The organism is Methanomassiliicoccales archaeon LGM-DZ1 (assembly GCA_030168595.1).
Classification (GTDB): Archaea; Thermoplasmatota; Thermoplasmata; order Methanomassiliicoccales; family Methanomethylophilaceae; genus Methanomethylophilus.
The window spans coordinates 936185-950626 of the sequence record CP115556.1; the positions used below are offsets into that span (position 1 = coordinate 936185).

General features: G+C 60.2%; 13 protein-coding genes. 7 read left to right on the forward strand and 6 right to left on the reverse strand.

Annotated elements, in window-relative coordinates:
* The first annotated feature begins 17 nt into the window (after positions 1 to 17).
* The 3 genes from O8W32_04510 to O8W32_04520 are packed head-to-tail and all read left to right on the forward strand — an operon-like array spanning position 18 to position 4159.
* Positions 18 to 434 (forward strand): hypothetical protein, encoded by a 417-nt coding sequence (locus O8W32_04510; protein WII08439.1) that lies wholly within the window; start codon positions 18 to 20, stop codon positions 432 to 434.
* Complete coding sequence (locus tag O8W32_04515) at positions 385 to 1611, forward strand: hypothetical protein (protein WII08440.1); 1227 nt, start codon at positions 385 to 387, stop codon at positions 1609 to 1611. Before O8W32_04510 ends, O8W32_04515 begins: the two co-directional genes overlap by 50 nt.
* Entirely contained in the window at positions 1601 to 4159 is a 2559-nt protein-coding gene (locus tag O8W32_04520) for an SNF2-related protein (protein WII08441.1), read from the forward strand. The genes O8W32_04515 and O8W32_04520 overlap by 11 nt, the downstream gene beginning before the upstream one ends.
* A gap of 2 nt (positions 4160 to 4161) precedes the next feature.
* Here the strand turns inward: O8W32_04520 and O8W32_04525 are convergent, their stop codons facing one another.
* Positions 4162 to 5520, reverse strand: a complete 1359-nt coding sequence (locus O8W32_04525) for a Sau3AI family type II restriction endonuclease (GenBank protein ID WII08442.1) — start codon at positions 5518 to 5520, stop codon at positions 4162 to 4164.
* A gap of 54 nt (positions 5521 to 5574) precedes the next feature.
* On the opposite strand from O8W32_04525, the gene O8W32_04530 reads away from it, so the two are divergent.
* Positions 5575 to 6042: a very short patch repair endonuclease gene (locus O8W32_04530; protein WII08443.1), complete on the forward strand. Its 468-nt coding sequence runs from the start codon at positions 5575 to 5577 to the stop codon at positions 6040 to 6042.
* On the opposite strand, the gene dcm is transcribed toward O8W32_04530, so the two are convergent.
* Positions 5975 to 7219, reverse strand: a complete 1245-nt coding sequence (dcm, locus tag O8W32_04535) for a DNA (cytosine-5-)-methyltransferase (GenBank protein ID WII08444.1) — start codon at positions 7217 to 7219, stop codon at positions 5975 to 5977. The two genes, O8W32_04530 and dcm, sit on opposite strands and share 68 nt — an antisense overlap.
* A 108-nt stretch (positions 7220 to 7327) precedes the next feature.
* Between dcm and O8W32_04540 the strand changes: the two genes are divergently transcribed.
* Entirely contained in the window at positions 7328 to 8074 is a 747-nt protein-coding gene (locus O8W32_04540) for an HAD-IB family phosphatase (protein WII08445.1), read from the forward strand.
* Between the two features lie 58 nt (positions 8075 to 8132).
* Here O8W32_04540 and O8W32_04545 read toward each other — a convergent pair whose 3' ends face one another.
* Together O8W32_04545 and O8W32_04550 are read right to left on the reverse strand one after the other, a co-directional pair.
* Positions 8133 to 8798: an HVO_0476 family zinc finger protein gene (locus tag O8W32_04545; GenBank protein WII08446.1), complete on the reverse strand. Its 666-nt coding sequence runs from the start codon at positions 8796 to 8798 to the stop codon at positions 8133 to 8135.
* A gap of 50 nt (positions 8799 to 8848) precedes the next feature.
* Positions 8849 to 9466, reverse strand: a complete 618-nt coding sequence (locus O8W32_04550; protein WII08447.1) for an MBL fold metallo-hydrolase — start codon at positions 9464 to 9466, stop codon at positions 8849 to 8851.
* A 45-nt stretch (positions 9467 to 9511) separates the two neighbouring features.
* Between O8W32_04550 and O8W32_04555 the strand changes: the two genes are divergently transcribed.
* Both O8W32_04555 and O8W32_04560 read left to right on the forward strand, forming a co-directional pair.
* Positions 9512 to 10078 carry a methyltransferase gene (locus tag O8W32_04555; GenBank protein ID WII08448.1) on the forward strand — a complete coding sequence of 189 codons (567 nt, stop codon included), beginning with the start codon at positions 9512 to 9514 and terminating at the stop codon, positions 10076 to 10078.
* A gap of 67 nt (positions 10079 to 10145) precedes the next feature.
* A complete protein-coding gene (locus tag O8W32_04560) occupies positions 10146 to 11012 on the forward strand; it encodes an EamA family transporter (protein WII08449.1) in 867 nt (288 codons plus the stop codon).
* A 210-nt stretch (positions 11013 to 11222) separates the two neighbouring features.
* On the opposite strand, the gene gatE is transcribed toward O8W32_04560, so the two are convergent.
* Together gatE and gatD are read right to left on the reverse strand one after the other, a co-directional pair.
* Positions 11223 to 13121, reverse strand: coding sequence for a Glu-tRNA(Gln) amidotransferase subunit GatE (gatE, locus tag O8W32_04565; protein ID WII08450.1), 1899 nt, complete (start codon positions 13119 to 13121; stop codon positions 11223 to 11225).
* Complete coding sequence (gene gatD, locus O8W32_04570; GenBank protein WII08451.1) at positions 13118 to 14410, reverse strand: Glu-tRNA(Gln) amidotransferase subunit GatD; 1293 nt, start codon at positions 14408 to 14410, stop codon at positions 13118 to 13120. The genes gatE and gatD overlap by 4 nt, the downstream gene beginning before the upstream one ends.
* Between the last annotated feature and the right edge of the window lie 32 nt (positions 14411 to 14442).

Sequence of the window (14442 nt, forward strand, 5' to 3'; positions counted from 1 at the left end):
CTTATTCCCTGAAGAACATGAAGATCGGCATCCCGGAGATCGATGACGATGATTACGGCATTGAGTTCTACGATGCGATGCTCATCGCCTCTAGAGCTAACCATCAGAACCTGGCCAAACAGCGTTTCTACTTCATACCCTCCGATGTCACAGGGTTCGGAGCGACCGCTCCGGAGTTCATACGTTATATAATCTACAACAATAACGGGCAGGCAACAGTAAGCGAACTGCAGGACATCCTGGAGTCCGAATACGGGATAACGGCAAACATTAGCGTGGTGAGGACCCAGGCAAAGCTTTCGGCAAAGTTTTCGACCTGCATATTCTCAGAAGAAACCGACACCGCATACCTAGACAGCGAGATTTACATGGAAGCGATTAGAAATGACCGACGACGTCATCGTGAACAAACCGGGCGTGATGCAGACCGATAAGACCAAGACCGTGGTGATAGCGAGGAAATCAGAGACTTTCCCCGTCTACCGTGTCCCCCTCAAATACCTGTACTACAACAAAGAGAACGACCGCATCTCGACCGAGATTGTCCGCTACACCGAGGAGAACGGATGCGACATCGACAAGTTGTTCGACGAGGACCGCGAGAGATACAATCAGGTTCTGGAGGATATCATCGTCAAATCGAAACCGGATGCCATCGTCAAGACCCAGAAAAGCATCGCCACCCGCGGGCAGGACAACCCCGGCGTCACGCTCAGGGACGGGCGCGTCGTCGACGGCAACAGGAGGTTCAGCTGCCTCCGGAGGATCCAGAGGGACAGGAAACAAGAACAGTTCTTCGAGACGATAATCCTCGATTACGACTACAAGAATGATTACAAGTACATCAAATCGCTCGAACTCGAGCTCCAGATGGGCGTAGACGAGAAGGTCAAGTACGATCCCGTCGACAAACTGTTCGGCGTGTACAACTCAATCCGCATAAAGAAAGCGTTCACGGTCGAAGAATATGCTGCCCTGTTCGATGATTACTCCGTGTCGGATGTGAAGAAGGACCTTGCTTTGGCAGACCTGATGAACGAATACCTTGAGTTCCAGGGAACACCGGGCAAATACTACATCGCCAAGGATATGGACCTCCAGGGAACGCTGTTCGAGATCCCGGCCATCCTCGAGAAGGTGAACAAAAAGGACCCGGATCTGGTGGACGATGTGAAGACCCGCATATTCGCCAGCATCTGCGCCGGAGTCACTCCCAGGCTCAACCTCTTCATGAGGGACATCAAGGAGGTCATCGAAAAAGGAGACATCAAGAAATACCTCGATGACACCCAGGAAGCGGTCGACGAGACCATCCAGGCGCTCGATGAGAAGCCGATTGAAGATTACAACGATCTTGCCGACGGCATCAGGACACGCGACGACATCAAAGACAAACTGGTGACCCCTGTGGTGACCCAGAAGAAGGCTGTGGACTCCAGAAAGCTCAAGAAGGCCCCGCTGAAGAACTCGAATGAGGCCCTGATAGAGCTCAATGCCGTCCGCCTTGAATCCGTGTCCGAGATGAACGAGGATGACCGCAGGGAGCTCAAGAACGTGCTCGCCATGCTCGATGACAGGATCGCCGAGATAAGGAAGAGACTTGACGCTTAAATCCATAGACCTGAAGCCCCAGTACATCTCGCTCGAAGATGACGTGGCCGATCAGTTCTACATCCCCGTGATGAGCAACTGCACCCGCTTCGATAGGATATCCTGCTATTTCACCCTGGATGCTCTCGCGAAGTACTGCACGGGACTCTATTATCTCGGCAGGAACAACGGACGCTTCCGCCTCCTGATATCCCATGAGGTGTCCGAGGAGACGTTCAACGCTATCAGGGAAGGATACCGCCTGAGCCAATACCTGGACGGGATGGTGAAGGAGAGGATGCGCCAGGAGCTCAGCCTGGAGGATACGGTCAAACTGTCGAACCTGGCATACCTGATGGAGTGCGGCCTTGTGGAGATCAAGTTCGCCATGTGCTGCAACGGGCTCTTCCACGAGAAGTCCGGCTATGCTGAGGACTCCGAAGGCAACTGCCTATGCTTCAACGGATCGAACAACGAGACCAAGATGTCCTTCGACAGCAATTATGAGAAGTTCGAGGTGACAGCGTCATGGCTGTCCAGCGAGTTCGACAGAAGGAAGATCTCCGGCGAAAGGGAAGAGTTCGATTCGCTGTGGGGCGGAACGAACGTCCATGTGATAGTCTCCGATCCGCCGGAATCCTTCGACAGGTACTTGATGTCGGTGAACAAAGGGAAACTGTTCAGAGATGCACAGGAATACCTGAATGATTGTTTCTACCTCGATATCTCCGGAGGGACGATCCGCCTGTCGCTGCCCGAATCTGTCGAGAACCCGGGCAGGTTCAAGTTCAAACTGGCGGTCCAGGGCCTCGTAGACCGCATCGAGGGCAGGACCCTCGTGATGAAGCCCGAACTGCCGACCCGCTCGGTAAGGTCCATGATGGACAAGGTCGTCAGGGAGGCGGGCAAAGAAGACCGCGAGGTTTCCAAGAGCGACACGTTCATGAAGTATCTCTCAGAACACACTTCCATGGACCATCTGGCACTTCTCGGCATGTCGATAAAGCAGAGGGACCCGGGCCATCGGGAATACTTCGAGATGTTCAAGAAGGAGGTATCGAACATCACGGCTAGCGGCCTCCGCGACGAGCAGTTGTGGGACGCTTATTTCGCGTACAGGCTGAAGAAGAGCGCCAACTTCTCAGTGCCGGGATCAGGCAAGACCGCCACCGCGCTGGGCATGTTCGCTTTCCTCAACCGGACGGCAGGTGTCGATAAGCTGATCGTGATAGGCCCTCTGAACTCATTCGATTCGTGGATCACTGAGTTCAGGAGGGTGTTCGGAACGAACATCCCCCTCGATGCCGTGACGAGCACGGACCTGAGGAACATAGGCGGGACCATCCAGTACCATGTCAGGTTCGATCTCGGCAGGCATAACCTGGTCCTGATCAATTACGAGGCATTCGAGCATAACCTGGAACTCACCGAGGCGCTCCGGAACCGTATCGATGACCGTACGATGCTGGTATTCGATGAGGTGCACCGCATCAAGGCCATCGGAGGGAAGCGTGCGGAAGGGGCGGTCCCCATAGCGAGGAACTCGAAGTACACCATCGTCATGACCGGCACCCCTATACCCAACAATTATGCGGACGTTTACAATTTCCTGCACATCCTCTACGGAGACGATTACGACGATTACTTCGTGCTCGGGCCCAAAGAGCTCTCGGAACTGAAGGGAGCGGACGCCAAGGATTTCAACAAGAAACTGCAGCCGTTCTACTGCCGCACCACGAAGAACAAGCTGAACGTCCCGCCGGCCAATATGGACAATGTGCTGAGCCTCACAGCCTCTGCGAAGGAGAACGATCTCTTCAGAAAGCTCCATGAGTCCAAGATGAACCCCCTGGTGCTTATGGTCCGCATCCTCCAATTGGAATCCAACCCGATCATGCTCGGGGAGACTGCCCTCGAGGGGATCGAGGCCTCCTCGTTCTCCGATGACGGGGAGAAGCCCAGGCTGGAGGGCATGCGGGCCATAGAAGGCGCGGAGGACCTGATGACATCCAAGACGAAGGCCTGTGTCGACCTTGTGAGGTCACTCGCCTCATCGGGGAAAAGCGTCATCGTATGGTGCATCTTCGTCAGGTCCATCCGCACATTGGCACAGCTGCTGGAGGCCGAGGGGGCCTCTGTCTGCACCGTTTACGGCGATACCCCCGACCGGCAGACGGTCATCGACGGGTTCAAATCGGGCAGATATCAGGTTATGATCACCAACCCGCAGACCCTGGCCGAGTCCGTATCCCTCCATAATGTCTGCCACGATGCGGTGTATTTCGAATACAGCTACAATCTGGTCCACATGCTCCAGTCCAAGGACCGCATACATCGGCTCGGCCTTGCAGAGGGGCAGTACACCCAGTACCATTTCCTGGAGACGCTGTTCGAGGACGATGGGAAGATGGTATCCCTTGACGAGGCCATACACGACAGCCTCGACCATAAGGAGAAGGTCATGCTCGATGCCATCGAGAACGACAGCCTCGAGCAGTTCGCCACCACTCGCGAGGAGATAGAGGACCTCTTGGCATCTATAGGGTTCGACAGCGCCAAGTTCGAATGAGTTTAGGGCAGGTCCCGTCGGCCTCGGTCGATCGTGTTCTGCCCGCTGACGACCTTCGCGATGTAAGTGTTCCTGAGCCAGAAGCACTTCTTAGTTTCCTCTCCGCCCTGGGGCGTGGAGAGGGTGTCTTTTTTGTTCTGACCGTGGGGCCTCACATGGGCGATGGGGCTGTCCTTCGTCTTGGGAAGATGCATATAATCACCGGCGATGATCTTCTCCTTTGCCTCTTTCCAAACCCTCTCAGCCTCCTCCAGGTCCTCTTTCGGCATGTTCCAGAACAGCGCCCTTTTGAACACCAGCCCCGCATCGGCCTCCTGGAACACGATGAACAGGAACTTCTTCGTGAGGTCCTCATAGAAGTCCGATTCCTCCCACTCCTGCGATGCCACATCGGTGTACTTGAACACCCTGAAGGACATGCTCTCCTTGGGGACCCCGTCCTTCTTCAGACGGACGGTCTTCACGATGACCCCCGCCTTGGTCAGCTCGTCGATGCTGTCCCCAGTGACCTTGAGCATCCTTCTCACGAGGAAAGCATACCGCGATTTGCCCTCGGACCCGTCGATATCGAGGAGCTCGGAAATCTCATCCACGGTCATCTCGTAGAATCCCTCGAACCTCGCGATGACCTCCTGCTCGAATGTGCGTTCCCTGCTCCAATCGCCCAGCGAATCTTCCAACCGCGTCTCCCCCCAGTGATTGAACAAGAACGTCACGAACGACGCCTTCAGCGCGAATGCCCTGCGCTGTGCCTTCACCGGAGAGAAGGGCTGCTCTGTAAGGTCTTTTCCGTGCCCCTGCCCCTTCGGCGCGGCCTCGAGGTACATGGTCATGCCGCAGGAGATATCCTCGGCCCTGCCATTCCTGACCATGTCCGAGATCTTGTTCCAGTCCTCGTGCATGATCCTCAGGTCGCTGTCGGTGAACTCGATTATCTTGCATTTGAGGAACGTGTAATCCAGACGGTTCTTCCCTTTTTCATAGAGGTAGAACATCAGGAGCATCCTCGAATCCTTCTCCATGAAGGAACCTTCGAAACCGCTGTCCAGGAGCGTCTTGTAGTTGATCAGGTTGAGGACCAGCCTCTCTTTCGCTACCAGGCCATTTTTCGATATCCTCTTCATCGGGGTCGTCTTCAGCTCCAGCCTCGCCTCTTCGAAATCCGGCACAGGTTCGTTGTTGCTGTCGATCCCGAAATACTCCGTCTCGACCAACTGGCCCAGACCGCCCTTCCCGTGCTTGGAATCCTCTATCCCGGGGACCGCCTCCCTCAGAGTGTGGCTAATCAGCTTCTCAGCGTACCTGAGGATGGATTCCGGATCCCTGTAGTCATAATCGACACGTCTGCTGGGCTTGGGCATAGCACGATTATATCGTATTCCAACGTAAATACTGCTTGTCCGATGCTGAAACGTATGAGGCCGTCCGTTAGGGACAAACGCTCTCCTGTCCCGCTCAATGAGAACACCGTGAAATCCATGCAGGGCAACCGCAGGAAGGACACGGGACCGGAGATTGAGGTCCGGAAGATGCTCCGGGAAATGGGATATCCGGGATACCGCCTGCAATGGAAGGCCCCCGGCCACCCGGACATCGCTTACCCGGGAAGGAAGATAGCCATCCTTGTGAACGGATGCTTCTGGCACAGATGCCCCAAGTGCAATCTCCCCATGCCGGAGCACAATCGCGATTACTGGACGAAGAAGTTCGACTACAATGTCCGCCACGACCGCGAGACGCTCGAAGCGCTGCAGGCCGATGGATGGACCGTCGTCGTGATATGGGGATGCGAGGTGAAGAAGGAGCCGAACCTGATCAGGAAGAGGATTTCCGCCGCTTTTTCCGGCCATCGATCTCCAGGATCCTCTCCCCCATCCTGGTGATGAGCGGGACCACGAGCGCATTCCCCATGCAGAAATAACGCTGGCGGTCGGTCATCCCGGTATCGGTCCATCCGGCCGGGAAGCCGTTGATCTTCTCTGCTTCCTCAGGGGTTATCATCCTGTACCTCTGGGTCTTCTCATCGAGGACTACATGGCTGGAACGGTTCTTCGTTCCCTCCGAGGTCAGCATCGTCCTCGCTGCGCGGCCGAGTATGTCCGGATAGGGTATCGCGCCTTCCGTGTACAGGTAGTGTTTTCCGTTGGAATGCTCCCGGTCGATCTTTTTGGCACCTTTCATGTATTCCCATTTCTGGAGATCGTCCTCGGCGATGTAGTACTTATCCGGAACGTCCGAATCCAGGAGCTTCCCGAGCGGCAAGCGGCACTCCTCATACATCGGCACATAGTCCCTTGTGTACACATCGTGGCCCTGCATCACGCCCGCATGATAGAAGTGCCCGCTGAAGTTGTCCGATATATCAGTGAGATCCCCGTATTTCTCGCAGGAGACCGAGTAGACCTCCATGGAATTCTCAGGGACCTCCTTCTCCATCGGGAATTTGGTCGCGAAGAAACCGGTCTTGGTGAGTATTTTCTCCGGGCCCTCGTTCAACCGATCCTGAGCGAACGCATGGTCTTTTCTGCAGCCGAATATGAACGTCCTCCTCCTACGCTGCTGGAATCCGTAATCGGCGGCATTGATCACACGCCACTCCACATAATAGTCCTTGTCGGCCAGGCACCTGAGGATTATCGCGAAATCGCGCCCCCGCTGGTTGACAGGGGAGCGCAGAAGGCGGTCCACGTTCTCCAATAGCAGGTACTTGGGGCGGAGGGCCCCGACGATATGATCGATGTTCCACCATAGGACCCCCTTCTTCCCCTCGATACCGCGGGCCCTGGTGGACGCCACGGAATAATCCTGGCAGGGGAACCCGCCGACCAGAAGGTCGTGCTCGGGGACCTGGTCCTGGACCTCGTTGATGTCGACGTTTACATTGACAGACCCAGTGCCTGCGAAATGACGGTTATAGCAATCGAAGGCGAACTGGTTCTTCCTGCCGGGCTCCCACTGGTCCGCCCAGACCGTCCTGAAGCGATCGGACGCATCCTCGAGCCCCACCCGAAATCCGCCGACACCGGCGAAGAGCTCGACGACCCTGATCTCCTTTGCCATCGGAATCCCTAGATCGATTCGATCTTTTAAACCTTTGGATCGATGCCATTATCTCCCGCATGCATCTCCATCAGAACCCTATTTCTAATCGTCCGCATATGAGGTTCCATGCGTCCCAAGTTCGACCTCGTCTGCTTCGACATGGACGGCACCCTCACCCGCCTCCGCTCGTCCTGGGCCTGGATCCACCAGTGCCTCGGAGTGAGCAACGAGGAGGCCTACCGCGCCTTCGTCAACGGAGAGATCGACGAGCCCGAGTTCATGCGCCGGGACATAGCCAAATGGAAGTCCGCCAAGCCCGATTTCTGCCGGCGCGACATGATCAGGTGCTTCCAGAGCATGCCGGTGATAGATGGCATCCAGGAGACCGTCGCCTCCCTGCAGGAGAACGGCATGAGATGCGTCATCGTCAGCGGCGGGATAGATATCGCCGCCGAGATGCTCGCGAACGAGTACGGCTTCGACGGATGGATGGCGGATTCCGTCCTGTGGAACCCGGACGGCACCCTCGAAGGCAACGGGAAGGTGGTCGTGGACCTGAGGGATAAAGGAGTCTACGTGAAGCAGTTCATCGACCGCTTCGGCACCGACTCCGCCCACACCCTCAGCATCGGCAACAGTTTCACTGATATCGGCATGTTCAAGGTCTCGGCGGAATCGATCGCCTTCAACCCCACCGACGAGTACACCGTCAAGGCCGCCACGCACACCGTCCGCAGCGACACCATCTCCGACATCCTGGACGTCATCCTGCCTGACGACAGCGATGACCCAGACAGCAGAAAGACTGCAGGAGGGACTGCGGAGGGCAAATCCCATCCGACCTTTGGCAGTTTCGCGAAGAAGAAGGAATGAACGAGTTTTCTTTTGAATAAATGAAGTGAAAAGGAAGGGCACGGAGCCCTCCCTTCCCTCACTCCTCGCCGAGGTCCATCGCGCCGTCGTCGTAGTCGGCCTCGTTGAACGGCTGCCCCTCGATGTCGTCCAGGGCGGCGTCCCCGTGGAGCTTCTTGCCGTAGATCCTCACGATGTCCCTGGCCTCCGCCGAGCCGCGGCGGATGAGCTTGTTGCGGGTCTTGATCGCGTGGATGACGGCGTCCCAGGTGTCGAAATGCATGATCATCCCGACGGAGAACTCGTCTCCCGGGTCCGCATCGAGGTACAGCGGGATGGTGCGCCTGTTGTCGTTGACGGACACCTTCACGTGCAGGGTGCCGTATGCTTTGACCCAGAGGCCGGAGATCTCCGGGGCGGCGGCCTTCTTGACCCTCTTGCCGTCCGGCATGTCGATGAGGGTAATCTTCACGTGCCTCCCGTCATCGAGGTCGAACTCGTCCCCTACCTCGAGGATCTCGTTCTCGTACAGCACGGTGGAGGTCGTCTCGGTCCTGTCCTCGTCCGACAGCATCACCCTGACGCTGAAGGGCCTCGGCAGGCGGATGAAGCCGGAGAACACCCTCCCGCAGACGGAGCACCTGAACGTGCCCTCGACGCCGGCCTTCCCCAGCTTCCCTCTGAGGATCGCGTGCTCGGTCTCTTCCCCGCAGTCCGGGCATTCGAACATAATAGTATCAGGCATATCCTCCGCCATGTCCGTCCAATCTCCTCTCCTTGCAACAGGCGATGTCGTTAATAAAGTCTTTTTAGACCGTCGGTCCGGAAGGGAGCCTCGTGGCCCGGGACCACGATATCTGCCCACCTGACTATGCGCTCCATGGAGCGCATGGCGTCCTCCGGGGAGACGTTCAGGGCGGGCACCTTCCTCTTCTCGATGTTCGACCGCTTCGGGACCGCGTCGCCGGCTATTGCGTACTTCAGACCGTCTCCGGGAAGCGAGACGAACAGGCTGGCGGAGTCCCAGGTATGGCCGGGGGTCATGACCATCCGGACCCCCGGGAGGATCTCGGTGTCCTCCGTTATGAAATGAACATCCCGCCCGGGGACCCCCGGGCCCTGCACCATGAAGACCTCCGCGTCCGGGAAGAGGCCGATGCCCCCGATGTGGTCCGGGTGGTGGTGCGTCAGCACCACCGTGTCCACTTCATCCGCGGATATCCCGGCGGCCTCCAGGCCCGCTTCCAGCTCCCTGACGGTGAAGGAGCTCCCCGAGTCTACCAGCACCGACCTGCCGCCCGTGCGCACGAGCGTGCAGGTGGACCATGTGCGCTCCGGGATCACATCCCCCTCCGGGCCCCTCTCCAGATGCCCCTCCATGACGACCGCGACCGATGTGCCCTTCTCCGACATGCACCGTCCGCAGTGTTTTCTACCTTTTAATGCGTTCACCGGGGCATGGAGTACAGGGACGGCCTGGACATCGCGTCCGACCCGGAGGTGTATCCCCCCAGCGAGGACAGCGTCTTCCTGGCGGAGACGCTGGATGTCCGGCCGGGGGAGAAGGTCATCGAGATCGGGTGCGGTTCCGGGATCGTGTCCATCCAATGCGCCCTGAACGGCGCCGAGGTCTCCGCCTGCGACATCAACCCCCGGGCGGTGGAGCTCGCGCGCAGGAACGCGGAGGCGAACGGCGTCCGCATGGAGGTGTTCCTGTCTGATGTCTGGTCCGCCGTCCGCGGCAGGTTCGACACCGCCGTGTTCAACCTCCCGTACCTGCCGGTATCCGACGAGGGGGAGCTGGCGAAGGCATGGTCCGGCGGCCCGGACGGCCTCGGGCCGCTGCCGAGGCTGCTCGAGGGGGCGCCGGAACATCTCGTCCCGGGAGGAAGGGTCGTGGTCGTGGTGTCCTCGCTGATGGACATCGAAGCGCTGGAAAGACTGCTGGCACATCATGACGTGAAGGTCCTGGGGGAGCTGCCGCTGTTCTTCGAGAGGCTCAGGGTCCTGGAGATAAGGTTCTGAGGCTTGCCTTTCTGCTCTAATGGAGGTTCGTGCTCCTGCGTTTATTCGCGCACGGCCATGCATTCGCATGGAGGATTGGATCGCGTTCGCCTTCGGCTCGGCGGTGTTCGCCGCCCTGACCTCGATCTTCGCGAAGATCGGCATAAAGGACGTCAACTCCAACCTGGCGACGGCCCTGAGGACCGTCGTGGTCCTCACCATGGCCTGGCTGATGGTCCTCATCGTCGGCTCCTGGGACGGGATCGGAGACATCTCCGCGAAGACCCTGGTGTTCCTGGTGCTCTCCGGACTAGCCACCGGGGCCTCCTGGCTCTGTTACTTCCGCGCGGTGCAGATCGGCGACGTCAACAAGGTCGCCCCCATCGACAAGAGCTCGACCATCCTCACCATGATCCTCGCCTTCATCTTCCTGGGCGAGAGCTTCTCCTTCTGGGCCGGCATCGGCATGGCCGTGATGTTCGCCGGCACCATGCTGATGATAGAGAAGAAGGACGTCGACGCGTCGAAGGGCACCAGGGACTCCTGGCTCATCTGGGCCGTGCTGTCGGCGGTGTTCGCCGCCCTGACGTCCATCCTGGGGAAGGTCGGCATCGAGGGCGTCGAGTCCAACCTGGGGACCGCCATCCGCACCTGCGTGGTCCTCGCCATGGCCTGGCTCATCGTCTTCATGCAGGGGACCCAGAAGCAGATCGGCGGCATCTCCCGCCGGAGCGGGTCCTTCCTGGTCCTCTCGGGTCTGGCGACCGGTGCTTCCTGGCTGTGCTTCTACAAGGCCCTGCAGGACGGCCCGGCCTCGCTGGTCGTGCCCATCGACAAGCTCAGCATCCTGTTCACGGTGCTGTTCGCGGCCGCGTTCCTGCACGAGAAGATGTCTGCGAGGTCGTGGATCGGCCTCGCGATGCTCACTGCAGGAACGCTGATGCTCCTGATATGATGCGGGCATCTGCGGAAGATCGAAGGTCACGGATAGAGAAAAGGATGCAAAAGGGCCGGAGCTTGATTTGGATATGATGGAGCCCCGGCCCTTCGCATTCATTCATATGTCGCTGCACCATCATAAAGCTATGTCATTACCGGTTCGCCCCGGGCCTTTCCCCGGGGCCCGGGGGCCGTCACGCGTGAAGAGCGGGCCGGAGGCCCGCCTTCACTGACCCAGCACCCGGTCTATCTCGGCGGAGAGGAGGGCGTTCGCCCTCTTCCCGTCGATCTTCCCGCGGAGGGCCCCCATGACGGGGCCCATGAGCCCGCCGACGGCCCTCTTCCCGTTGGCCTTCACGTAGTCGGCGCGCTCGTCCACGATCTTGGCGATGACCGCCTGCGCCTCGCCTTCGTCGACTGCGGACAGCCCGAGCTTCGAGACGGCGGCGTCCAGGGGCGTCCCGGCCGCCATCTCCCTGAGGAGGGCGGGGACGGCCTCCTTGGCGAACTTCCCTTCCTTCAGGGCGCGGAACACGCCGTAGAGCATCTCATGCGTGAACGCGTCGGTGTCGATGCCCTCGTGCTCCAATTCCTGGAAGGTGTTCTGGAAGGTGGTGGCCGCCACGGCGGTCAGGCCGAAGCCGTCGGCGATCTCGGCGAAGAGGTCGTCCCTCCCGCCGCGCACGATCTGCGCCGCCTGCTGGGGGCTGATCCCGTACTTGGAGACCAGCCTCTTCTCCGCCACCTCCGGGAGCTCGGGAAGGTTCGCCCTGATGCGGGCGAGCCTCTCCGGGGCGATGGGGGTCGGGGGCACATCGGTCTCGGGGTACATCCTCGCGGCCCCCGGCAGGGGCCTGGAATAGCGGGTCGTCCCGTCCGGCAGGGGGTCCCTGGTCTCCTCGGGGACGCCGTCCAAGGCCGCATTGGCCCTGCCAACCGCTAGGGAGACGGCGCGCTCCGCCTTCTTCTGGGGCGCGGCGCAGATGACGAACGCGTCGTTCGCGCCCCTGCCGTCAGGATAGAGGAAGGCGGCGAGCTTCTCCACGTACGCCGGGTCGATGCCGTAGGCGCCGCCGACGAGCTCGTCGGAATGGAATATTCCCTTCACGCCCGCGGTCCTGGCGTAGCCGGCCATCTCCGCTCCCAGGCGGAGGGTGCCGTTATCGCCGTTCATGACGCCGGCGAACCCGGGCAGCCTGGCGGCCAGGACCTTCCCGCCCGACTTCAGGGCGCCGGAGATGACCTTGGAGGCGCAGCCGTCGAACACCTTCGTGACGTCGACGATCTCGCCGGAGGCGGGGGCCGTGCCCCTCTCCCTGAGGATGCCCCTGACCCTCACGAGCATCTTCTGCCTCTTCACCTCGTTCTCCACGAACAGCGGGAGCAGCCTGAGCTCCTGCACTCCCTTGATCTCGATGCGCGCGCCTTCGGGGATGGAGATGTTCAGGTCCTCCCTGATCGTCCCCAGCCCCCTCTTGACCCTCTTGGTCGCGCGCAGGAGCGAGCCGATCCTCGAGGCGACCTCCATGACCTCCTCAGGCGTCCTCATATCCGGGGCGGTCGCCACCTCTATCAGGGGGATCCCCAGCCTGTCGGTCCTCCAGGTGACGGTGTCGGCGTCCGCCTCGATCTTCCTGCAGGCGTCCTCCTCCAGGCAGACGGAGAGGATGCCGATCCTCCTGCCGACGGCCTCCACGGAGCCGTCCACGGCGACCAGGGAGGTCCTCTGGAACCCGGAGGTGTTGGACCCGTCGACGACGATCTTCCTCATAAACTCGACCTCGTCGATGACGCTCGCCCCGATGAGCTCGCTGAAGATCAGCGCGGTCTCCATGGCCTCGGCATTGACCTCGTGGGGAGGCTCCTCGTCGAGCTCCACCAGGCAGGTCTCGCAGGGGCAGGACTGGTAGACGTACCCGTAGCCCCTCCTGAACTGGGCGAGGGCGGCGCGGTCGATCTCCCCCATCTCGGAGGTGGTGGGCCTCAGGCGGCGGTAGATCCCGCCGAAGCCCTCTTCCGAGAGCTCGCTGCGGCAGTTGCAGAACAGCTTGTGGGTGTCCAGCTGCTGGTGGATCTCGATCCCGCACATCATCTCGGGCTTCCCCTCCTTTCCGTCGGCGTTCAAAGCAGCTCCCTCCTGTCGGACATCTCGCCGCAGAGCGGCGTCCTCATCATCTCCACGGCCGCATCGCGGCCCTCCGAGTTGGCCAGGACCCACATGAGCTTGGCGTAGGCGGTCTCCGGGAGCATGTCCCAGACGGTGACCGCGCCGGCGTTCAGCATGTCCCTGCCGGTGTTGTAGACGTTGAGGTTGGTCCTCCCGTTCAGGCACTGGGAGGTGACGACCACGACCGTCCCCCTGTCGGTGGCCTCTTTGATGAGCGGGACCATGTTGGAGTTCACGTGGCCGAGCCCGGAGCCCTCGATGACCACGCCCTTGGACTTCATGAACACGTCCCTGAAGAGCGCCGGGTCCATCCCCGGGTAGAACTGCAGGAGGACCACATCGGTGCAGAGGTCGGCGGACACGCTGCACTTCCCGTCCGATACGGGGCGCCCCTCGGTGTTGAACGTTATCTTCCCGTCCCTGTCGATGTGCGCCACAGGCGGGACGTTGATCGATTTGAAGGCATCTCTGCGGGAGGTGTGCATCTTGCGGACCCTGGTCCCGAGATGCACCGCGAACGAGTCGTCCCCGGGGGTGTCGTGCATGACCACGAAGACGCCCGCACGGTTGCCGCCGACGCAGAACCTGGCGGCGGCCATGAGGTTGGAGGACGCGTCCGAGGAGGGGCGGTCGGAGGACCGCTGGGCCCCGACGAACACCACCGGCTTGGGGACGTCCCCGAGCATGAAGGACACCGCGGCAGCGGTGTAGCCCATGGTGTCGGTCCCGTGGGGCACGATGACGGCATCGGCGCCGGCGTCGATCTCATCGGCGATGGCCTTGGCCAGCTCCTGCCAGTGCTTCGGGGTCATGTTCTCCGAGAAAATGGAGAACAGCACCTTCGCCTTCAGGTTGGCGATCTCCCTGATCTCCGGCACGGCGTTCACCATATCGGCGGTCGATAATGCGGGATGGACGGCCCCCGTGCGGTAGTCGACGTAGGAGGCTATGGTGCCTCCGGTCCCCAGGAGGACGATGGTCTTCAGGCCGGGGCGGTCCGCCTCAGCGGCCTCCGGCCTCTTCCTCTCGACCGGCCGGGAGACGACCTTCACGGAGGCCCCCTCATCCACCCTGATGCCGATGTTGTAACCTGATTTCACCTTGAGGATGACGATGTCATGCCCGCTGAACTCATGGTGGGGCATGAGAACGCCGCGGTAAGACTTCCCGGAGACGGTCAGGTCGAGCATGCAGCCCTCCTCCGCCCCGGCGTCCTCCAGCATCTTCGATAGGAACTCCGCGTACATCGGCGGGACTATCCCCTCGTTCCTTTTATAAT